This is a genomic window from Mycobacterium alsense, from assembly GCF_002086635.1.
GTDB lineage: Bacteria > Actinomycetota > Actinomycetes > Mycobacteriales > Mycobacteriaceae > Mycobacterium > Mycobacterium alsense.
This window is the reverse complement of the sequence record NZ_MVHD01000039.1, coordinates 20112-41811: the sequence shown is the minus strand read 5'-3', so window position 1 is coordinate 41811 and position 21700 is coordinate 20112. Positions and strand designations below refer to the sequence as shown.

The window sequence follows — 21700 nt, the reverse complement described above, 5'->3', positions numbered from 1 at the left end:
GTCAGTAGCCCCTCGGTGCGCGGCGGGGATCGGCCTGCTGGATCCGGGCGGCCAGGTTCGACGCATCGGCGGCGACGCCGTAGCGCCGTTGCGCATAGTTGATGAACGCACACGCTTGCGCCACGAGATCATGGATGCTCGCGGACGTCCCCGGCTCGTGGTACGCGGCGAATGTCGGTTCGATGAATTGAAAGGCGCCCCTGGCCGGGGTACCCCTGACCGCGTTGAAGTCCCAGTCGTTTTCGGCGTAGGCATCGTAGTTTGACTCGCGGCGAGCCACGAGGTCCATGCCGCGCGCCCATCGCGCCCGGGCCGCGGGGTCGTGAATGCCCTTGAGGTCCAGCGCTTTACGGATTGCCGCCACAACGGCGGCCCGTCCGCTACCGCCACCGACGTGGCCACGTCGCGTCCGGTGTGCGCGCGGGTATCGCAGCCGCCGCAGTCGCAGCGCCAGCCGGTGTGCGCGCGCTCGCGACCGCACGATGTGGCCGTGCTGACTGCGCAATCGCACGGCCATCCGGGCCATCGCCTCACGCCGGCCCAGCGGCGTATCGGCCGCAGGCATCGCGTCGACAACCGCCGCGTCGAGGTTCAGTCGGGTCGCGGTGCGGGCATCGGCCCGTTCGGCCCGCGCTCTCGCCAGGGCGGCGTCCAGCTTCCCGTCCGCCTCGGCCAGCCGGCGCAGTCTTTCCGCCGACAACGCCGACCGGGCCGCGGTGCGTCCGGGCCTGAAGGCGGCATGCGTCGCGTGCCGTATCCCGTCGGCGCGCACCTCTACCTGCGCGGGGGCGTCTCCGACGCCGTGAACCGCCTCGCCGCCGACGAACAAGCCGTGACCGCGGGACAGGGCGGCCAACGCCCGCATCACCAGTGGATCATTCAACGATTCCCCCACCGTAATTCCGATCGAAATCGGCCTGCGCTTCTTGCCGCAATGCGTCGAAAACCATATTCAGTCGATCCACGAGCTCGCGACACGTATACGACGTCGTCACGTGCGGGGCCAATGACAGCCCGGTGAGGCGCCCGTCGGAATTGCACACCGCATAGATGTCCCCCACATCGGCGGTGAAAGTCACCGCTTCCTGGGCGGCCAGTACCGCCTCCCACTTCTCGAAATTCGCCTTCAGATCGGCCAGTACCTGGTCGACCAATGCTTTATCCGCCGCCGCGTCGGGGCGCACCGCATCCGTACCGGACACCTCAGCTGCAACTCCAATAACTTCTGGCGCGTCGAGCGTCGTCGCTATGGCGGCACCAAAAGGATGCACCAAGCAAGCCGTCGGCGCGCACGTCTACCCCCAGCACGTTCGCTAGCCCTGTAACAATCCTTGCGCCGCAAGGGTTTTCAGAAGCGTGTGTGTAGCCCACGGCGGCCTCACCAAATCCAAACTCGGCAGCTGTTTCGATAATGGCCACGCGTCAAGACATTACTGCCTTTAACCACCTGCGGACCACTCACCTGCGAAAGGGCTATTAGCAGTGTTTAGTTCGGAAATGCAATTCGACGAAATGTCCATTCTCAGTGGGCGGCCTCACCCGTTTGCTTGCAACCGTGCTTATTGTGCCGGCGGATCTTCGTCCGCCGGCACGATCACGATCCGCCGGTTGGGCTTGGCCACCACGGGCGGTTTGCCCTCGGATTTCGTGACGGGCACGCTCGGCGGCACCGTCAGGCGGCCCTTGACCGGCTGGCCGTTGGGGATGCCCGGGACGGTGACCCGCTTTTCGGCGGGCTTGTCCTTGGTACCACCTTCACCGCCCGCGCCCATGGCGCCGGGCATCAGCGGCATACCGGTCATGCCCATCGGCCCCGCCGGGGGCGGCACCCCGCCGGTCGGCACCATTGCCGCCGGCTTGATCGACGCCGCGGCCGGCGTCGTGGGCGGGGAAGACGAGGGCACAGGCGGCGGTCCCATATAGCCGGTTGGGGTCGTGTCCCCGGCGCCGATGCCGCCACCGCCGCCGGCGCCACCCCCACCAAGGCCAGCGCTGTCGAATGCGGCCGGTTCGCCCGACATATCCGTCAATGCCGCCTCGGCCGCACCGCCGCCCTTCGCCGCCCCCATCAGCGGCTGGACAGCACTCTCTGCGGCCTGCATTGCCTGCTGCGGAATCTGGGTGAGCGGCCCCATGAACCCGCCGAGCGCACCGGTGAGCGCGCCCATGAAACCCGACACCATTTGCGGGAACATCTGCGTCAGTTGCTGGAACTGCTGTGCGGAGTCGGCTTCGTTGGCCGGAAACTTCTGAGCCGCATCGAGCGCGTGCGCTCGCCGGTCGGCCTCGCCCTCGGCGCTGGCTGCCTGATCCCCAGGCACGCCGATATTGCTTGCCGCTGCTACTCCTGCGGCAGCCTGATCGGCGGGTGTTAGGCCTCCCGGTGGAAGGCCATTTGGCACTACACCGGGCGGCGCCAGCGGGTTGCTACCCAGCAACCCATAGTCCTCGGGGAACGAGATGATATCTCGACCACCCGTCATGATTTCTCAACCCTCCCCTCAGGGCTTTCAAGACGCTCGCTGGCCTCGACACCCCCGTTGGCCGTCGCGACGCGAGCCGCGTCCTAGTGAGTCGCATGGTAGAGGGGTTGCCGGTCAAAAGGTAGTCATCAAAGCTTTGCCGAGATCGCGACGTACCACGCCATGTGGTAGTTGGCAACGGATTCGTGGCCGGCAATCAAGGCGTCGATAGCTGCCAGCAACATCCAATCCGCGGCGGGGGACAGGTCGTGCGGACCCTCCAGCGCTTTCTGGTAGGCGGCTTGCTGCTCGCCTTGCAACACCTCGACCTCGTTCTCGGTAACTCCCGTTCCGCGCGTCGCGGCTTGCGCCAGCGTCTGCGCGATGCGCGGCAAGCCGTCGCGGCGTCGAACGGCCTCGACCAGCGCCGGACCCAGCTCGTCCACTTCGGGTCCGGTGCGCGCCAAGCGGTCAGCGGTCAGTGCGGGATCGTCGGGTTCCGGCTTGGCGATGAACCCGTGGGGTTTGTGCACGGCGGCAGTCGTGACCGCGCCCAGCAGATCAACCACGTTGGCATCGGATCGTCGGTGGCCCGGTTCCAGCAGTCGATTCACGCCGACGGGGATCTTCACGTTCGGCGGGATCCAGCCGCCCGCGACGTTGCTGACCAGAAGCGTTGTGCCGTCGTCGCGCAGGCCGGCCGCCCACGACAGCCCCGGGGCCTGGCGAGCCACCGCATCGACAAGGCGTTGAAGCCTCTGTTGCTCAGCGGCCCGGCTCGAAACGTCGCCTGCCGCGGCGCCCGCAGCGGCGGACAACGCGGATGCTCCCGCCGGACTCGCCGCGCTTGCTCCAGCCTGCTCGGCGGCGCCGCGCTGGACCGTGGACATCAGCGCGCTACCCGCCGAGGGTGACGTCGGAGGCAACGTCGATGGCGATGGCGCAACGGGGGCGCCGGACACCGGGGCTGTAGGAGCCGGAACCGCCGGTGGGGCAACAACCGGCGGACGCAGATCCGAGCCGTAGACGGGCAACGGCCCGGCAGGGGTCGCCGCCGGGCCGCCGGTCACCGGAGTCATCGGCGTTGAGAGCGGCATCGCTGCGGCGACGGGAACCGCACCACCCGTCGACATCACCGGCGCACTGGACGCTGTGGAAGCCGGTGCGCCCGAACCATGATCCACCGCAGCGACGTCGACCCCGGCCCCAACAATGGTCGGAGCCGATACCGGCGGGACAACGGGGGGTTGCGGCGGTGGCGCGGAACCCGCGCCGGTCGCGCTCATCAGACCCTGCGACAACTGGTTCGCGCCGGACCCTGCTGGCTGGCCTGCAATTACTCCTTGGGCGAATGAGTGGCCCAGCTGGTTGGGCGAGAGCCCACCCAAAGCAGCTGCCGGTGAAAGACCGCCGCCTGCTAGCTGCGAACCAACTCCAACAGCGCCCGGCATGTGCCCGGCGCCGATCGGGGCACCAACCGGCGGGCTACTACCAGCGCCGCCAGGCGCATTTGGCCCACTGCTGCCAACGCCAGCGCCTCGCCCACCTGCTGGCCCACCATCCCCTACGTAACTGGTGGCTACATGTGTTTCGCCGTGGCCATGCACACCTGGCGGACCACCGTCGCCAGTGTTAGCGCTGCCCCCATGGCTTCCGACGCCAACACCGTGCTTTCCCGGAGCGCCATCGTCACCTGTTGCCGGCTTAACCGGACCGTCGGTAGTCAATCCCTGACTCGCAAGGAATTCCTGCGCCGACATCCCCACCCCCTCCGTGGTGAGGATCTTCTCGGTGCCATCCATAATCGCGGCTACTGCGGCACCAGACTTGTGCGCGGCGAATCCATTGGCTTCGGCAATTAATCTCTGGATTTCCGCAATTTTCGTTACTGCGGGCTCTTTTGAGTTTTCGATAGCCGAGATCCGTTGGTTGTATTCGTCAGCGATGCCTCGCAATCCCTCACGCAGATTATCGATCGCGTCTCCCGCCTTTTCAAGCGCGGCGGATTTCACACTATATTTCTCCGCTAAGTCGAGATGAAATTTCTCGCCCTTTTGGTAGCGGTAGACGAGATCGTCGGCAGTATGGCCCTGATTGCGCGATGCGAACTGCGTCCACTGATTACGTAGGCTTTGCGCGTACCGTTCCTGTTGCTCTGCAAGAGCAAGCCAGTGCTGAGCGCCGGCGCGAAGGGTTGATGCTGGCTGTGGCCACCACGAACCTATGAGGGCCGCTGTGTACTTGCCCGCCGGCAGATCCCCCGCCACAAGCACCCCTCCTTAAAACCCGGTCCCATCTTTCCACAAATCGTCGCGGATGCCCTAGTCGCAAAATTGTGCTTCGGCGAGATGCGTTGGAGACCGGCTATGGACAGATCTTTGCCATTGCTGCATTGGTCCGAGTGATTTCGTCAATTGTTGCCTGGTACAGCGGTGACGACAGATCCGTATCACTACTTACAGCATTGGAGTTGCGATAGGCGGAAGCCAGCGCACGTGCGGCATCGCGATCATTCGAGTCGAGAGCTGGATTGGCCGCTGCCGCATCGAGCATCCCTGCCCCATTTGCTAAGGAAATCCGCGCCAGGGCCGTATCAGAAGAATGCGTGTCCACATTCACTGAGTGGGCGGCAAGGTGATAAGCCGAACACAGCTCCTTCTTCGCGGCTGCGACCTGGTCGGGGGCGATAGTCGGAGAAGTAGTCGTGCCCACCGAAGACTTGCCTGAAGCGCCCGCCATAGGCCGCATGATGCTGATAATCGAAACGGTGAGTGCGACGACTGCAAGCAAGACGCCAGCAGTAGCGACGACAACAGCTGTGCGCCCCTTCAACCCCTGGTGAGTCGGTGCGGTGGGTGGTAACCACCGGGCTGCAGGCGGGTTGGGAACCGTCACGTAGTTAAGGCTAATAGTCAGCTCGACGATGTCACTTCAGATATCGAAGCGGACTACTTAGCTCATCGGCGCCTGATGCCGATGCCCACCGGTCGCCGTCCGCGCGATCTCTGGTTCGACCCAGCCGCCCAGGCCGTACTCGCCGCGGTGCCGCGCGGTCATGCCGTCGTGCTGCAGTGCATCGCCGTGACCGGAGGCCACATCGGCGATGCTGAACAGCGATTCCGACCCGTCATCGAAGTAGCGCACGTGGTCATAGACCGGATTCATCGAAATGCCCGGCGCCTCAGCCTTGAATCGGGTGGAGCCGTAGCCGTCCTCAGCGGGATCGTCGCCCAGCCCGCCGAAGCTCAGGCCGATCAGGCCGGGCCCCGTCACGCGGGCCGGCGACCAGGTGACCGCGTCGCCAGAGGCCGCGCCGACGTACAGGTGGCCGCCGGCCGGCAGGTGGAAGTCGGCCGCCGAATGCGCCATGTCGGTGCCCGGAGAGCCGACCAGCACCACGTCGTTGGCACGCATCCCGTATGCCGTCGCCGCATCCGCAACGACGGTCGACCCGTAGGAATGACCAATCACGGTCGTGTGTGCCGGTGCGCCCTCGTGGGTCACCGCGAAAGCGTTCACGTCGGCGGCCAGCACCCGCGCGCCGGCGCGGGCCATGTCCGGCTCCCGCAGGCCCGGGTCGTACCAGCCATCGGGGGCGTCGTAGCCGAGCCACGTCACCACCGCCGTCCGCTTGCCCCACTCCGCGCGAGCCGACTCCCTATAGAGGTTGACGCCCTCGGCTTGGGCCAGCGTGCCGTCGCGCACGCACGTGCCCGCCCCCTTCACCAACACCGCGGTGTTGTCCGCCGTGTCGGGGTTGCCCACGGAGACGGCGGCGGCACCCTCGCCACCGAAAGCCTCGGGCTGGTACTTCACGAGGAAGGCATCCGCGCCACCCGAGCGCGCCTCGCTCAGGCCCTGTTCGGTGCGGCACGCATTGGTGTAGCGGGTGACAGCCGCGGGCGTCAGCCCGTACTTGCCGGGGTCGGCCAGCACGGCGTTGATCGATACCCCGCTCTGCGCGGCGGCGTCCTCGACGCGACGCAGGTCGTCATACAGCACCGCGTTGTTGACCCGGCTGCGGGCGACCACGGGAACGCCGTTGAGGTTTCCCAGCGCCGGCGGACGGTCGGCGATCAGCCGGCTCTGCTGCTCGGGGCTGAGCGTCTTCCACCATCGGTTGACCCCCTCGGCGCTCGTCGCCGGCGGCGGAACCCGCAGCGGCTCTTGGGAATTCGTGGATCCGGAAGCATCCACCGCGTGCAGGACCGACGGGTCGTACCCGTCGGTGCGCAACGTGGTCAGCGACCGGCCCAACGAGCGCGAGTAGTCGCTGCGCTCCGCCTCGAGCCCGGCCACGGCCGCGGCGGTGTCGTCAATGGCTTGCTGCTCGAGGACCCGGATCAGCGCATCCACCGCGGACCGATCGCCCGCGCTGAGTCCGCCGTCCTTCTCGAGATCCAGCGCTTGGCCCAGGAGGTCGTCGATCTCCCGCAGCTGGGCCTCGAGCGTCGAAATCAGCAGCGCGCCAGTTTTTTGCGCCTCGGCCAGGGCGGCCGCGACGTTCTCCAACTCCACCGCGATCGCGGGTAACTGCAACGACTGCAGGCCGAGCGAGTCGATCGCGCGCCGCACTTCCGCCGAGTCGTTGATGGGGTGCTCGCCGTTCACCCGATTCCAGGAGGCCGCGAAGCGTCGCCGCGCGTCCTCGAAGGCGGCCGCCGATTCGGCGGTGCATCGTCCGGCGGCGTGAAACGCCTGCGCCAGAACGGAAATCTGCGCCGGGCGACCGGATTGCAGGCTGTCGTTGATCGCCCACGGGTCACCGCCGGCTTCGGCTATCAGGTGGGGAGTGCTGATGTATCGGAAGTCCATCGCACCGCCCGCTCTTCTGCGGCGTTGCGCTCGTCCATGTCGGTGAACCCGTTGGCGGCGTAATGCGCCTTGTGCCCCAGGCCAGTCAGCGTCTCCTGGTGGCCCTGCAAGTTCTTGACGTGCTGCCCGTGCGCGGCAGTCACCGCGCCGTGGAAGGTCTCGGCGGCGGGAAAGCCGCCGAACATGCCCGGCGCCAGCGAACCCTGCGACAGCCGGTCGGCCCCGGCCTGGGCGTGCCCACCCGCGCGATGCGAGTCGTTGCCCCCCGAGTGCAGTAAGTCAGTGTCGACGAACATCGCCATCCCTCCGCGTGAGCTGGGGGTAAAGCTAATAACCGCCCGGTTGCCGGTCAATTCAGTCCGCCTTTACAGGCTGCTCGCCCCGTCGGCAAGGCCGTCGCCATCGGTGTCGGTGAGCCTGACGTTCCACTTGCCGTCGCCGTCGGTGTCGACGTATCCGGTCGCGCCGCCCTCGCCCGCGCACAGCACGCGGTCGGCCACCCCGTCGCCATCGGTGTCTAGCAGCCGGTCGTCGGCCTGCCCGTGACCGTCGAAGTCGACGAGCGGGCCGCCCGTGTGCTCGACCCCGTCAAGCCCGTACCACCGCAGTTGCCCTCCGCGGTCGACGGCCACCCCCCACGTCCCCGATCCGTCGTCGGTGAAGTACGCCTCCGGGGCGCCGTCGTTGTCGAGGTCGAGGACGGCGTGGTCGGCCGTCCCGTCGCCGTCGAGATCCGCCAGCGCGTCGTCCTGCATGCCGTCGCCGTCGAGATCCAGTGCGATCGCATCGAGCCGGCCGTCGCCGTCCAGGTCGAGGGTCGGCTGGCCGTGCCAGATGGCCGCGGCGCCGCCGTCGTGCGCGAGGCAGTAATCCATGCCTTCTCGGACGCGCCGGCGCCGCTACCCGTTCCCGCGCGAGCGCCACCACGCCAGCAGCTCGGCGCTGGCCTCCTCGGTTGTCAGCGGCCCGCGTTCCAGCCGCAGTTCCTTGAGATAGCGCCACGCCTCGCCAACCTGCGGGCCCGCCGGGATCCCCAGCAGCTGCATGATCTGGTTGCCGTCCAGGTCCGGGCGCACCCGCGCCAGGTCCTCCTGGGCGGCCAGTTCGGCGATGCGCGCCTCCAACCGGTCGTAGCTGGCCTGCAGGCGGGCCGCCCGGCGCTTGTTGCGGGTCGTGCAGTCGGCGCGCACCAGCTTGTGCAGCCGCGGCAGCAGCGGTCCCGCGTCGGTGACGTAGCGGCGCACCGCCGAATCGGTCCACTTGCCATCGCCGTAGCCGTGGAACCGCAGGTGCAGATACACCAGCTGCGAGACGTCGTCGACCATCTGCTTGGAGTACTTCAGCGCCCGCAGCCGCTTGCGGACCATCTTGGCGCCGACCACCTCGTGGTGGTGAAAGCTCACCCCGCCGTCGGGCTCGTGCCGGCGGGTGGCGGGCTTGCCGATGTCGTGCAGCAGCGCGGCCCAGCGCAGCACCAGATCGGGTCCCTCGTCCTCCAGCGCGATGGCCTGACGCAGCACCGTCAGCGAATGCTGGTAGACGTCCTTGTGCTGGTGGTGTTCGTCGATGGCCATCCGCATGCCCCCGACCTCGGGCAGCACCACCTCGCCCATCCCGGATTCCACCAGCAGGTCGATGCCGGCCACCGGGTCCGCGCCCAGCAGCATCTTGTCCAGCTCGGCGGCCACCCGCTCGGCGCTGATCCGCTCCAGCTGCGGGGCCATGGCCTCGATCGCCGCCCGCACCCGCGGGGCGACGGTGAAGCCTAGTTGCGACACGAACCGCGCGGCGCGCAGCATCCGCAGCGGGTCGTCTCCGAATGACACCTCCGGCGCGGCCGGGGTGTCCAGCGCCAGGGCGCGCAGCGCGGCCAAACCGCCCAGCGGATCGAGGAACTCGCCCGGCCCCGTCGGCGTGACGCGGACCGCCATCGCGTTGGCCGTGAAATCGCGGCGCACCAGATCGTCCTCGAGGCGCTCGCCGAAACGCACCTCGGGCTTGCGCGACACCTGGTCGTAGGCGTCGGCGCGGAACGTGGTGATCTCCAGGCGATAGTCGCCCTTGCCGACGCCGACGGTGCCGAACTGGATCCCGGTCTCCCACACCGCGTCGGCCCACCGCCGCACGATTTCCTGGACCTGCTCGGGGCGGGCGTCGGTGGTGAAATCCAAGTCGGGACTGAGCCTGCCCAGCAGGGCGTCGCGCACCGAACCGCCGACCAGATACAGTTCGTGGCCCGCGGCGTCGAACGCGGCGCCCAGCTCGCGCAGCACGGGCGCGTGCTTGTTGAGGGCGACCGCGGCGGCGGTCAGCAGCTCGGCATCCTGGGCGTCAGGCACGTTCGATGAGCGTAGTCGGGTGACGCGGCCGACAGCGCCCCCTGGCCCGGTCGCCCACCCGGGCAGCGGTGAGCGTCTCGGGAAGACCGACCCCTGCCAGCTACTATCGCTTGGGTGTCGGACGCCGAACAAGCTAGACCACGTCGACGCCGGGGGCGGCGCCGGCGTCGTGGTACTGGCGCCGCGACCGAGAACCCCACCGACCCGCAGACGAACGGCGACTCGACGGCGTCCAAATCCCGCCGGTCCCGCTCGCCTCGCCGCCGGCCCGATCGGCTCCGAACCGTGCACGAAACCTCCGCGGGCGGTCTGGTCATCGACGGCATCGACGGGCCCCGCGACGAACAGGTCGCCGCGCTGATCGGTCGCGTCGATCGGCGCGGGCGAATGTTGTGGTCGCTGCCCAAGGGGCACATCGAGATGGGTGAGACGGCCGAACAGACCGCCATCCGTGAGGTCGCCGAGGAGACCGGCATCCGCGGCAGCGTCCTGGCCGCGCTCGGCCGCATCGACTACTGGTTCGTCACCGACGGCCGCCGCGTGCACAAGACGGTGCACCATTATCTGATGCGCTTCTCGGGCGGGGAGCTCTCCGACGAGGACCTCGAGGTCGCCGAGGTGGCGTGGGTGCCGATCCGGGAGCTGCCGTCCCGGCTGGCCTACGCCGACGAGCGCCGGCTGGCTCAGGTCGCCGACGAACTGATCGACAAGCTGCAGAGCGACGGGCCGGGCGCGCTTCCGCCGCTGCCGCCCAGCGCGCCCCGGCGCCGCCCACAGACCCATTCGCGCACCCGGCATTCCGACAAGCCCGTCGCGGGCCGGAAGAACGGTCACGGGCCAGGGCCGTGACCGCGCCGCGACTCTGCTGGGCCGGCGTCTTGCGCCTTGCCACAGTGGTGGGCATCGTGGCCGGTTTTGCGGTCCTCGCCGGACCCGCCCCGCGCGCGAACGCGGGCGAACCCGGAACCACACCTTTTGTCCGGGTCCGCATCGATCAGGTGACGCCGGACGTCGTCACCACGACGAGCCCGCCCGTCGTCACCGTCAGCGGGACCGTGACCAACATCGGCGACCGCCCGGTGCGCGACGTCATGGTCCGGCTCGAGCACGCCCCGGCGGTCACCGCGTCGGCCTCGCTGCGCACCTCCTTGGACGGCGGCACCGACCAATACCAGTCGGCCGAGGACTTCCTCACCATCGCTCCCGAGCTGCAGCGCGGCCAAAGCGCCGGCTTCACGCTTTCGGCGCCCCTGAGGTCGGTGACCAAGGCCTCGCTGGGGATCGAGCAGCCCGGGATCTACCCCGTCCTCGTCAACGCCAACGGGACGCCCGATTACGGCGCCCCGGCCCGGCTGGATAACGCGCGGTTTCTGCTGCCCGTGATCGGTGTTCCGCCCGACAATGCCGATGACCTGGGCTCAGCCGTCGCACCGGACACCACCAAACCGGTGTGGATCACCATGCTGTGGCCGCTGGCCGATCGGCCGCGGCTGGCCCCCGGCGCACCCGGCGGCGCAATTCCCGTCCGGCTCGTCGACGACGACCTGTCCGCCTCGCTCGCCAGCGGCGGCCGGCTGGACATCCTGCTGTCCGCGGCCGAGGCCGTCACCGGCCACGACGTCGACCCCGACGGGGCGGTCGGCCGCGCGCTGTGCCTGGCCGTCGACCCCGACCTGCTCGTCACCGTCAACGCGATGACCGGCGGCTACGTGGTGTCCGATTCGCCCGACGGTCCCGCTCAGCTGCCCGGCACCCCCACGCACCCGGGCACCGGCCAGGCCGCCGCGACCGGATGGCTCAACCGGCTGCGCGCGCTGGCCCGCCGCACCTGCGTGGCGCCCCTGCCCTATGCCCAAGCCGATCTCGACGCCCTGCAGCGCGTCGGCGACCCGGGCCTGAGCGCGACCGCGACCAACAACGTCGGCGGGATCGTCGACCGCATCCTGGACGTGTCCTCCGCCCGCGGGGCGACGCTGCTGCCCGACGGGCCGCTGACCGTCGGCGCGGTCAACCTGCTCAGCGGCGACCCCGGCACCGTCGCGATCGCCGCGGGCGAGTTGTCCGCTCAGGATTCGGCCGGCGGCAGCCCCTCCGGCGTGGACACCGCGCCCCAGCGGCTGTCCCCGCAGGTCGTGGTCGCCCCGTTCGACCCCGCCGTCGGCGCGGCGCTGGCGGGCGTGGGCAACAATCCCGTCGCTCCCACCTACCTGGACCCCTCGCTGAATGTCCGGCTCTCGCACGACTCGAACGCCGCCCGGCGCCAGGACGCGTTGGGCTCCATGTTCTGGCACGCCCTGCAGCGTGACGCCGCGCCGCGCACCCAGCTCCTGGTCCCACCGGCGACATGGAACCTGCAACCCGACGACGCGCAGGTAATGCTGACCGCGTTGGTGACCGCGATCCGTTCGGGCTTGGCCGTGCCGCGGCCCCTGCCGGCGGTGATCGCGGAGGCCTCCGCGCGCACCGACCTGCCGCATCAGGCCGCCGGACTGGAAAGACCGCCGCCCGCGCGTGGCCGCTTCGGCGACGACGTGACCGCCACCATCTCCGGCCAGGTCGGGCGGCTCTGGGGGTTGACGTCGGCACTGAGCACCGACGAACGCACCGGGTTGACCGGGGTCCAGTACACGGCGCCGCTGCGCGAGGACATGCTGCGCGCGTTGAGCCAGTCCGAACCGGCCGACACCCGCAACGGGCTGGCCCAGCAGCGCCTGGCGGTGGTCGACAAGACGATCCACGACCTGTTCGGCGCCGTCACAATCGTCAACCCGGGCGGCTCCTACACCCTGGCCACCGAGCACAGCCCGCTGCCGCTGGCGCTGCACAATGGCCTCGCCGTGCCGATCCGGGTGCGGCTGCAGGTCGACGCGCCCCCCGGGATGACGGTCACCGACGTCGGCCAGATCGAGTTGCCGCCGGGATACCTGCCGCTGCTCGTGCCGATCGAAGTGAACTTCACCCAGCGCGTCGCCGTCGACGTGACGTTGCGCACCGCGGATGGCATGCGGCTGGGCGAGCCGGTGCGGTTGTCGGTGCATTCCAACGCCTACGGCAAGGTGCTGTTCGCGATCACCCTCAGCGCCGCGGCGGTACTGGTGCTGCTCGCCGGCCGGCGGCTGTGGCACCGCTTCCGCGGGCAGCCCGACCGCGCCGACCTGGATCGCCCCGATCCACCCCACTCCACACCCGTCGAGGCGCACGACCAGATCGACAAACCCGTCGACCACGAGCAAGTATGAACCCCGCGTTTCGGCGTACCCAGGCGCCGCCCCAGCCGCTGCGCCAGCCGCCGGCCGCACACCGCAGACGTCCGGGCCCGCCAACGGGTCCCCTTCCGCCGGTGCCGGAGTTGGCGCGCCGCCGACCCGAGTTGTCCGACGCCGCGCTGGTCTCCCGGTCGTGGGCGATGGCGTTCGCGACCCTCGTCAGCCGCCTGACCGGCTTCGCGCGCATCGTCGTGCTGGCCGCCATCCTGGGGGCGGCGCTGTCCAGCGCCTTCTCGGTGGCCAATCAGTTGCCCAACCTGGTCGCCGCGCTGGTGCTCGAAGCGACGTTCACCGCAATCTTCGTGCCGGTGCTGGCCCGCGCCGAGCAAAGCGATCCCGACGGGGGCGCGGCGTTCGTGCGGCGCCTGGTCACGTTGACCACCGCGCTGCTGGTGGTCGCGACGGCGCTGTCGGTGCTGGCCGCGCCGGTGTTGGTACGGCTGATGCTGGGCCGCGTCCCGCAGGTCAACGAGCCCCTGACCACCGCCTTCGCCTACCTGCTGCTCCCGCAGGTGCTGGCCTACGGGCTGACGTCGGTGTTCATGGCAATCCTGAACACCCGCAACGTGTTCGGCCCTACGGCGTGGGCGCCGGTCGTCAACAACGTCGTCGCCCTCGTCACCCTCGGCGTGTACGTGGCCGTCCCCGGCGAGCTGTCGGTCGATCCGGTCCGGATGGGCAACGCCAAGCTGCTGGTGCTCGGGATCGGCACCACCCTTGGCGTGTTCGCGCAGACCGCCGTGCTGCTGGTGGCGCTGAAGCGCCAGCGCGTGAGCCTGCGCCCGCTGTGGGGAATCGACCAGCGCCTCAAGCGTTTCGGGGCGATGGCCGCGGCAATGGTGCTCTACGTGCTGATCAGCCAGCTCGGCCTGGTGATCGGCAACCAGATCGCCAGCACCGCGGAGGCTTCCGGCCCCGCGATCTACAACTACACCTGGCTGGTCCTGATGCTCCCGTTCGGCATGATCGGGGTGACGGTGCTGACCGTGGTGATGCCGCGGCTGAGCCGCAATGCCGCCAACGACGACACCCGCGGAGTGCTCGCCGACCTGTCGCTGGCTACCCGGCTGACCCTGATCACCCTGATCCCGATCGTGGCGTTCATGACCGTCGGCGGCCCGGCTATCGGCAGCGCGCTATTCGCCTACGGGCATTTCGGCGATGTCGACGCCGGCTACCTCGGCGCCGCAATCGCGTTGTCGGCGTTCACCTTGATCCCCTACGGGCTGGTGCTCCTGCAGCTGCGCGTGTTCTACGCGCGCGAGCAGCCCTGGACGCCGATCGTGATCATCCTCGTCATCACGGCCGTCAAGATCGTCGGCTCGGTGCTGGCTCCGCACCTCACCGACGACCCGAAGCTGGTGGCCGGCTTTCTGGGCCTGGCCAACGGCATCGGCTTCCTGGCCGGCGCGATCGTCGGTTACTACCTGTTGCGCCACGCGCTGCTGCCCAAGGGTGGTCAACTGATCGGCGTCGACGAGCTGCGCACCATTCTGGTGACGATCGTCGCGTCGATGCTGGCCGGCCTGGTCGCCCACGTGGCCGATCGGCTGCTGGGGCTGGGTCGGCTGACCGCGCACGGCGGGGTGGGTTCTCTGCTGCGGCTGTTGGTGCTCGCGGCCATCATGGTGCCGATCATGGCCACCGTCCTGCTCCGCGCGCGCGTGCCCGAGGCGCACGCGGCGCTGGGCGCCGTCAGGCGCCGCATTCCTCGCGGCGCCCCGGCCCCTGCGCAAGACGGATCGTCCCGACACGCCCGCGTCACGTACCCTGAGCAGAGGAATTCGTCCCCGCCGGGGGTAGGTGCGGTCCAGGAGCCGATCCGGCGCAGGCCTCCGGAGCGGGGCGTCAACGCCCGCATAGCGAAAGGACCGGAGGTGACCGAGCGCCCAGTGGATAGCGCAGCCGGCGCTGGATCCGGCTTGGGGTCGGGCGCCGAGCTACCCTCCGATCTCCAGAGACCCGTCGCCGACGACTTTCAGCCCGACATCCCGCGCGAGCCGGCACCGCGTCCGCCCGACCGGCAAAACGGCGGTCCCTCAGCCGAAAACGGCCGCGGCCCAAGACCATTCGACGCGCCCCGCGAACGCGCCGGCGATCCCGCGGCCGCGGAGGCGGTGCACCTGGTTCCCGGCGCCCGCATCGCCAGCGGCCGGTACCGGCTGCTGGTCTTCCACGGCGGCGCACCGCCCCTGCAGTTCTGGCAGGCGATGGACACCGCGCTGGACCGGCAGGTCGCGCTGACTTTCGTCGATCCGGACGGAGCACTGCCCGACGAGGTGCTGCAGGATGTCCTGTCCCGCACCCTGCGGCTGAGCAGGATCGACAAGCCCGGCATCGCCCGGGTCCTCGACGTGGTCCGCACCGGGTCCGGCGGCCTGGTCGTCTCGGAGTGGATCCGCGGCGGTTCATTGCAGGAGGTCGCCGACACCTCACCGTCGGCCATCGGCGCCGTCCGCGCCATGCAGTCGTTGGCCGCCGCCGCCGACGCCGCCCACCGCGCCGGCGTTGCCCTGTCGATCGACCACCCCAACCGGGTGCGCGTCAGCATCGACGGTGACGTGGTGCTCGCCTATCCCGCCACCATGCCCGACGCCAACCCGCAAGACGACATCCGCGGCATCGGCGCCACGCTGTATGCCCTGCTGGTCAATCGGTGGCCGCTGCCGCAGTCCGGGGTGCGCAGCGGCCTGGCGCCGGCCGAGCGGGACTCCGCGGGCAACCCGGTCGAGCCCATGGTCATCGACCGCGACATCCCGTTCCAGATTTCCGCGGTCGCCGTCCGCGCGGTTCAAGAGGACGGTGGAATACGCAGTGCCTCAACACTTTTGAACCTGCTGCAGCAGGCGACGGCGGTGGCCGACCGAACCGAGATCCTCGGCCCGATCGACGATTCGCCGGCACTGCCACCCACCACCCGGCCAACCAGCGGCCGCGACTACGCGACCATGGCCCGCCGACGGCGCAACGTGCTGATCGGTGTCGGAGCCGCGGTCGCGGTCATCGTGGTGGCACTGCTGGTGCTGGCGTCGGTGGTGAGCAGCATCTTCGGCGACGTCGGCGGCGGCCTGAACAAGGACGAGCTCGGGCTCAACGGCCCGTCGTCCGCGACGTCGTCCACCACGAGTTCCGCGGCCGCGGGCAGCGTCGTCAAACCCACGAAGGCCTCCGTCTACTCCCCCGACAACGAGACCGACAACCCGAGCCAGGCCGGGCAGGCCATCGACGGCGACCCCTCGACCTCCTGGTCAACCGAGGTCTACACCGACGCGGTCCCATTCCCGACGTTCAAGCAGGGCGAAGGGCTGATGTTGCAACTGCCGAGCCCCACCGTCATCGGCCAGGTCACCATCGACATCGCGGGCAGCGGCACCAAGGTCGAGATCCGTTCGGCGTCCACGGCCTCGCCGTCGAAGCTGGAGGACACCACCGTGCTGGCGCCGGCGTTCGCGCTCAAGCCCGGCCACAACGTAATACCGGTCCGGGGCGGCTCGGCGACATCGAATGTGCTGGTATGGATCTCCACGTTGGGGACCACCGACGGCAAGAGCCAGGCCAGCATTTCGGAGATCACGGTCAAGGCGGCTTCCTGACCGCCTGCGGGCTCACAGACCCCGGCGCCGGTGAAGTGCCGCGCGACCCACGATTGGTTACTGTCCGGCCGTGGGTCTCGGGGGAACCGGCGACGGGAAGCGCAGCGACGCCGAACTGCTGGCGGCCCACGTCGCCGGCGACCGTTACGCCTTCGGCGAGTTGTTCCACCGGCACCGACGGCAACTGCACCGGCTCGCCAGGCTGACCACCCGCACACCCGAGGACGCCGAGGACGCACTGCAGGATGCGATGCTTTCGGCGCACCGCTGCGCGGGTTCGTTCCGGCATGACGCCGCGGTTGGCAGCTGGCTGCACCGGATCGTGGTCAACGCCTGCCTGGACCGGCTGCGGCGCGCCAAGGCCCACCCGACCGCCCCGCTGGAGGATGTCTATCAGGTCGCCGATCGCACGGCGCAGGTCGAAACCGCGATCGTGGTGCAGCGCGCCCTGATGCGCCTGCCCCTCGAGCAACGGGCGGCGGTGGTGGCCGTCGACATGCAGGGCTACTCGGTCGCCGACACCGCAGCGCTCTTGGGCGTCGCCGAGGGCACCGTCAAGAGCCGCTGTTCCCGCGGCAGGGTCCGGCTGGCCGAGCTACTCGGATACATCCGTGCCGATCGTCCCGCCGGTCCCTGCATGACGGACACTGGGGCGGATGGGTGAACCCGACGACGAAACCGCGGAGCCGCCTCTAACGGTCGAGCTGCTGGCCGACCTGCAGGCCGGGCTGCTGGACGACGATGCCGCGGCCCACGTGCGCCGACGGGTGCGCGACGACCCCGAGGCGCGGGGGCTGCTGCGCGCCCTCAACCGGGTGCGCCGCGATGTCGCCGCGCTGGGCGCGGACGAGGCCTCGTCGGCGCATGCCGTGCCGCCGGACGTCACCGCGCGGATCTCGGCGGCGTTACGGGCGGCCCATCAGCACCGCGGCGATGTCGCGCACTCGGCCCGGCCACGCGGCCGCCCCGCGCGGGCGGTCGCCGGTGTCGCGGGCGTGGGCGCGGTGCTCGCGGCGATCGGGGTCGGCACCGCGGCGCTGCTCAACGCGCCCGAGCCCACACCCAGCGCCCCGGTCACTGCCGAGCACATCACGGTGTCGACGCCCCCGATGACGATCCCGCTCTCGCCGGCGGAGATCCTCGATCTGCTCGGCCGCGCGCCCGAGTACGGCCCGCTCGGCGACCCCCCGCGCCGCGCGTCCTGCCTCAACGGCCTCGGCTACCCGGCGTCCACCCAGGTGCTGGGCGCGCGACCCATCGACATCAACGCCCGCCCCGGGGTGCTGCTGGTGTTGCCTGGGGACACACCCGACAACCTGGCGGTGTTTGCGGTGGCGACGAATTGCAGCGCCGCCGATACCGGGCTGCTGGCCAACACGCAGGTCTCACGAACCCAGCGGTGATCGCAAGCACGGCGCAGCCGGGCGACGCGGGTCACCGCCAAAAACCCAGCGGTGATCGCAAGCACGGCGCAGCCGGGCGACGCGGGTCACTGCCAAAGAAACGAGCGGTGATCGCCGCCACCGGGCCGGCGGCGATCTAGTGTGGTGCCCGGCACCCCGGGAACACCCGCGCCTACGCTGGCGTTCGAAGACGTAGCTTCCGCACCTGAAAGGCCCGAATGACTGCCGACACTTCCCCACGTGACGGTCACGACACCGTCCACGACGTCATCATCATCGGTTCCGGTCCCGCCGGGTACACAGCCGCGCTCTACACCGCCCGCGCGCAACTGGCCCCGCTGGTTTTCGAGGGCACGTCGTTCGGGGGCGCGTTGATGACCACCACCGAGGTGGAGAACTATCCCGGCTTCCGCGACGGCATCACCGGCCCGGAGCTGATGGACGAGATGCGCGAGCAGGCGCTGCGCTTCGGCGCCGACCTGCGGATGGAAGACGTCGAATCGGTCTCGCTGGACGGCCCGGTCAAGTCGGTCGTCACCGCCGAGGGGGAAACCCACCGCGCGCGGGCCGTCATCTTGGCCATGGGCGCGGCCGCGCGCTACCTACAGGTCCCGGGCGAACAGGAGCTGTTGGGGCGGGGGGTGAGCTCGTGCGCCACCTGCGACGGCTTCTTCTTCCGCGACCAGGACATCGCCGTCGTCGGCGGTGGCGACTCGGCCATGGAGGAAGCGCTCTTCCTGACCCGATTCGCCAGCAGCGTGACGCTGGTGCACCGACGCGACGAGTTCCGGGCATCCAAGATCATGCTCAACCGGGCCCGCAACAACGACAAGATCAAGTTCGTCACCAACGCCGTCGTGGAGGCGGTCGAGGGTGACACGACCGTGACCGGACTGCGGTTGCGCGACACCCTCACCGGCGCCGAGTCAACCCTCGCGGTCACCGGTGTTTTCGTGGCGATCGGTCACGACCCACGGTCGGAGCTGGTGCGCGACGCCATCGACGTCGATCCCGACGGCTACGTGCTTGTGAAGGGGCGCACCACCAGCACCTCGCTGGAGGGCGTGTTCGCCGCCGGCGACCTGGTCGACCGCACCTACCGGCAGGCGGTCACCGCGGCGGGCAGTGGCTGTTCCGCCGCCATCGACGCGGAGCGTTGGCTGGCCGAGCACGAGTCGGGCGCGCCCGACGGCGGCGCAGCAGCCGGAAACTCCGAAGGTACCGACACATTGATTGGAGCACCGCGATGACCGACGCCGAAAAGGGCGGCACCACAATACAAGTCTCCGACGCGTCTTTTTCAGCGGACGTGTTGGCCAGCAATAAGCCTGTGCTGGTTGACTTTTGGGCGACATGGTGCGGGCCGTGCAAGATGGTCGCGCCGGTTCTCGAGGAAATCGCCAGCGAGCGGGCCGGCCAGCTCACCGTCGCCAAGCTCGACGTGGACGCCAACCCTGAGACGGCGCGCGACTTCCAGGTGGTTTCGATCCCCACTCTGATCCTGTTCAAGGACGGCCAGCCGGTGAAGCGGATCGTCGGCGCCAAAGGCAAGGCGGCGTTGCTGCGCGAGCTTTCCGACGCGGTTCCCAACCTCACCTGAGGGTCGTCCGACCCGCCGCGCCGCGCCCCGCGCATAGCCTGGGGTTTTCCGAAAACGGAGAAGCGTCTGCGACAATACCGGGTAGCTGTTAGTCGTGTTCGGCCTTGCCCCGGAGGACCCTTGTATGTCGAGTCCGCGCCGCGAAGGTGGCGACGCGCTGCGCTGTGGTGACCGCAGCGCAGCTGTGACCGAAATTCGGGCGACGCTGGCCTCGCTGGGGCTGCTGGAAAACTCCGACGAAGACATGACCACCGGGCGACACGTGGCCCCCGACGTCTTCGACGCCGAACTCGACCAGGCCGTGCGCGCTTTCCAGCAGAATCGCGGTCTGCTGGTCGACGGCATCGTCGGCGAAGCGACCTACCGCGCATTGAAGGAGGCGTCGTACCGGCTCGGCGCGCGCACCCTATATCACCAGTTCGGGGCCCCTTTGTACGGCGACGATGTCGCCACGCTGCAGGCGCGGCTGCAGGACCTCGGTTTTTACACCGGGCTGGTCGACGGCCACTTCGGCCTGCAGACCCACAACGCCCTGATGTCGTATCAGCGTGAGTACGGACTGGCCGCCGATGGCATCTGCGGCCCGGAAACCCTGCGCTCCTTGTACTTTTTGAGTTCGCGCGTCAGCGGCGGCTCCCCGCACGCCATCCGCGAGGAAGAGCTGGTCCGTCGATCCGGCCCGAAGCTTTCGGGCAAGCGCATCATCATCGACCCGGGCCGCGGTGGCGCCGACCATGGCATGATCATCCAGGGCGCCGCGGGACCGGTCAGTGAAGCGGATGTGTTGTGGGACTTGGCCAGTCGGCTCGAGGGGCGGATGACGGCCATCGGCATGGAGACGTTCCTGTCACGGCCCACCAACCGCAGCCCGTCGGACGCCGAACGCGCCGCCACGGCCAACAACGTCGGCGCGGACCTGATGATCAGCCTGCGGTGCGAATCACAGGCCAGCCCTGCGGCCAACGGCGTCGCCTCCTTCCACTTCGGCAACTCGCACGGGTCGGTCTCCACCATCGGACGCAACCTCGCCGACTTCATTCAGCGAGAAGTGGTGGCCCGCACCGGTTTACGGGATTGCCGGACGCACGGCCGGACCTGGGACCTGCTGCGCCTGACGCGGATGCCCACCGTTCAGGTCGATGTCGGTTACATCACCAACCCGCGCGATCGCGCGATGCTGGTCTCCACGCAGACCCGCGACGCCATCGCCGAAGGCATCCTCGCCGCGGTCAAGCGCCTCTACCTTTTGGGCAAGAACGACCGCCCCACCGGCACATTCACTTTCGCCGAGCTGTTGGCTCATGAATTGTCGGTCGAGCGGGCGTCCCGGCTCGGCGGCTCCTAGCCGCCGTCGGTGATCCGCAGCGTATTGCCCGTCATTAACGAACTCGACGAACTCGACGAACCCGCCCCCACCGGCTGCTCCAACTGAGCGTTGGCCAGCAGGCGTTCCAGCGCCGCCTCAACTTCGGCCTTCCACCCCAGGCCCTTGTCCAGCTCCAGCCGCAGCCGCGGAAAATACGTATGCGGCGCCACCACAACGAATCCCACGTCTTTCAGGAACTCGGCATCGATCATGCAGTGGTCGACTGAGCAGTCCCCCAAAGCCTCTAACACCGGCCGGACGTCGGGATCGGCCGTGTCCGGACCCTGCAGCTCGGAGGCCGCCGCCGTTCGGCCGAACGCTTCCAGTGCCCGGACCCCGCGCCGGACCAGCTCGTCGATCACTCGCGCGATGAGCCCGTGCGGCAGGTCGTCGGCGTCCGGACCCGGCTCGATGTTCATCGATGTCAACAGGATCGCGTCGGCGGACACCGGCGCGGTGGGAAACCGCTGCGCCCGCGGCACCGCCCGGGGCGGCGCGTAGAGCACATAGCCCAGGCACGGCGGCTCGGTGTGGCTGCGCTCGTCGTCGGGAACCGCGATCGCTACCTGTCCACACGAGCCCCATTCCAGCATCACCATCGACAGCCACGCCTCTTTTTCGAATTCGGGGTCGGCGAGGTGGTCCTGGTTACCAAGGGTCGCCGGGTCAACCTCCCAGAAGACGCATCGGCGCGCGTGCTTGGGGAGGTGCTCGAAAGCCTCGAGTCGCAGCGGCGTGATTCGAGCGGACACTAGCCTCCTGGCTTCCGTGCGGTATTGGGGGTCTTCTGATTACGAGACCACCGGCAACCTCTCCAGGATAGGAGAGTTTGCCCACATCGGACCAGTGTTTGACC

At 69.2% G+C, this 21700-nt stretch carries 18 protein-coding genes; 8 read left to right on the top strand and 10 right to left on the bottom strand.

Translation table 11 applies throughout. From position 1 onward, the window contains the following. Position 1 precedes the first annotated feature (1 nt). The 9 genes from BST11_RS19370 to BST11_RS19335 form a co-directional block, all read right to left on the bottom strand. Positions 2-865 (bottom strand): transglycosylase, encoded by an 864-nt coding sequence (locus BST11_RS19370; RefSeq protein ID WP_083139501.1) that lies wholly within the window; start codon positions 863-865, stop codon positions 2-4. 10 nt (positions 866-875) lie between these two features. Next, positions 876-1271, bottom strand: a complete 396-nt coding sequence (locus BST11_RS19365; protein WP_372509594.1) for a DUF2710 family protein — start codon at positions 1269-1271, stop codon at positions 876-878. Between the two features lie 288 nt (positions 1272-1559). Beyond that, positions 1560-2483, bottom strand: a complete 924-nt coding sequence (locus tag BST11_RS19360; protein WP_083139498.1) for a hypothetical protein — start codon at positions 2481-2483, stop codon at positions 1560-1562. 128 nt (positions 2484-2611) lie between these two features. After that, positions 2612-4729 carry a DUF5632 domain-containing protein gene (locus tag BST11_RS27635; RefSeq protein ID WP_158086804.1) on the bottom strand — a complete coding sequence of 706 codons (2118 nt, stop codon included), beginning with the start codon at positions 4727-4729 and terminating at the stop codon, positions 2612-2614. Between the two features lie 97 nt (positions 4730-4826). Next, the gene (locus BST11_RS27210) at positions 4827-5357 is read right to left on the bottom strand and encodes a hypothetical protein (protein WP_142276442.1); all 531 of its coding nucleotides are present in this window, start codon (positions 5355-5357) and stop codon (positions 4827-4829) included. Positions 5358-5414: 57 nt separating this feature from the next. Further along, positions 5415-7277, bottom strand: coding sequence for a putative alpha/beta hydrolase (locus BST11_RS19350; RefSeq protein WP_083139496.1), 1863 nt, complete (start codon positions 7275-7277; stop codon positions 5415-5417). Next, the gene (locus BST11_RS19345; RefSeq protein WP_067317868.1) at positions 7244-7573 is read right to left on the bottom strand and encodes a DUF2563 family protein; all 330 of its coding nucleotides are present in this window, start codon (positions 7571-7573) and stop codon (positions 7244-7246) included. Before BST11_RS19345 ends, BST11_RS19350 begins: the two co-directional genes overlap by 34 nt. Positions 7574-7642: 69 nt before the next feature. Next, positions 7643-8152 (bottom strand): pullulanase, encoded by a 510-nt coding sequence (locus tag BST11_RS19340; RefSeq protein ID WP_083139495.1) that lies wholly within the window; start codon positions 8150-8152, stop codon positions 7643-7645. 24 nt (positions 8153-8176) lie between these two features. After that, positions 8177-9616: a CCA tRNA nucleotidyltransferase gene (locus BST11_RS19335; RefSeq protein ID WP_083139494.1), complete on the bottom strand. Its 1440-nt coding sequence runs from the start codon at positions 9614-9616 to the stop codon at positions 8177-8179. Positions 9617-9730: 114 nt separating this feature from the next. Between BST11_RS19335 and BST11_RS19330 the strand changes: the two genes are divergently transcribed. The 8 genes from BST11_RS19330 to BST11_RS19295 all read left to right on the top strand — a co-directional run bounded on the left by BST11_RS19330 (position 9731) and on the right by BST11_RS19295 (position 20823). Then, positions 9731-10465, top strand: coding sequence for an NUDIX hydrolase (locus BST11_RS19330; RefSeq protein WP_083139493.1), 735 nt, complete (start codon positions 9731-9733; stop codon positions 10463-10465). Then, entirely contained in the window at positions 10462-12855 is a 2394-nt protein-coding gene (locus BST11_RS19325; protein WP_083139492.1) for a DUF6049 family protein, read from the top strand. Before BST11_RS19330 ends, BST11_RS19325 begins: the two co-directional genes overlap by 4 nt. Beyond that, positions 12852-16475, top strand: a complete 3624-nt coding sequence (gene murJ, locus BST11_RS19320) for a murein biosynthesis integral membrane protein MurJ (protein ID WP_083139491.1) — start codon at positions 12852-12854, stop codon at positions 16473-16475. Before BST11_RS19325 ends, murJ begins: the two co-directional genes overlap by 4 nt. Positions 16476-16545: 70 nt before the next feature. Next, positions 16546-17139: an RNA polymerase sigma factor SigM gene (gene sigM, locus BST11_RS19315; RefSeq protein ID WP_083139490.1), complete on the top strand. Its 594-nt coding sequence runs from the start codon at positions 16546-16548 to the stop codon at positions 17137-17139. Continuing rightward, positions 17132-17878 carry an anti-sigma factor gene (locus BST11_RS19310; RefSeq protein WP_083139489.1) on the top strand — a complete coding sequence of 249 codons (747 nt, stop codon included), beginning with the start codon at positions 17132-17134 and terminating at the stop codon, positions 17876-17878. The genes sigM and BST11_RS19310 overlap by 8 nt, the downstream gene beginning before the upstream one ends. Before the next feature lie 218 nt (positions 17879-18096). Next, positions 18097-19128 carry a thioredoxin-disulfide reductase gene (trxB, locus tag BST11_RS19305; protein WP_083139488.1) on the top strand — a complete coding sequence of 344 codons (1032 nt, stop codon included), beginning with the start codon at positions 18097-18099 and terminating at the stop codon, positions 19126-19128. Beyond that, positions 19125-19478: a thioredoxin gene (trxA, locus tag BST11_RS19300; protein ID WP_083139487.1), complete on the top strand. Its 354-nt coding sequence runs from the start codon at positions 19125-19127 to the stop codon at positions 19476-19478. The genes trxB and trxA overlap by 4 nt, the downstream gene beginning before the upstream one ends. 124 nt (positions 19479-19602) lie before the next feature. After that, positions 19603-20823 (top strand): N-acetylmuramoyl-L-alanine amidase, encoded by a 1221-nt coding sequence (locus tag BST11_RS19295; protein ID WP_067317747.1) that lies wholly within the window; start codon positions 19603-19605, stop codon positions 20821-20823. Here the strand turns inward: BST11_RS19295 and BST11_RS19290 are convergent. Further along, positions 20820-21596, bottom strand: a complete 777-nt coding sequence (locus tag BST11_RS19290; protein ID WP_083139486.1) for an acetyltransferase — start codon at positions 21594-21596, stop codon at positions 20820-20822. The genes BST11_RS19295 and BST11_RS19290 overlap by 4 nt on opposite strands. Positions 21597-21700 lie beyond the last annotated feature (104 nt).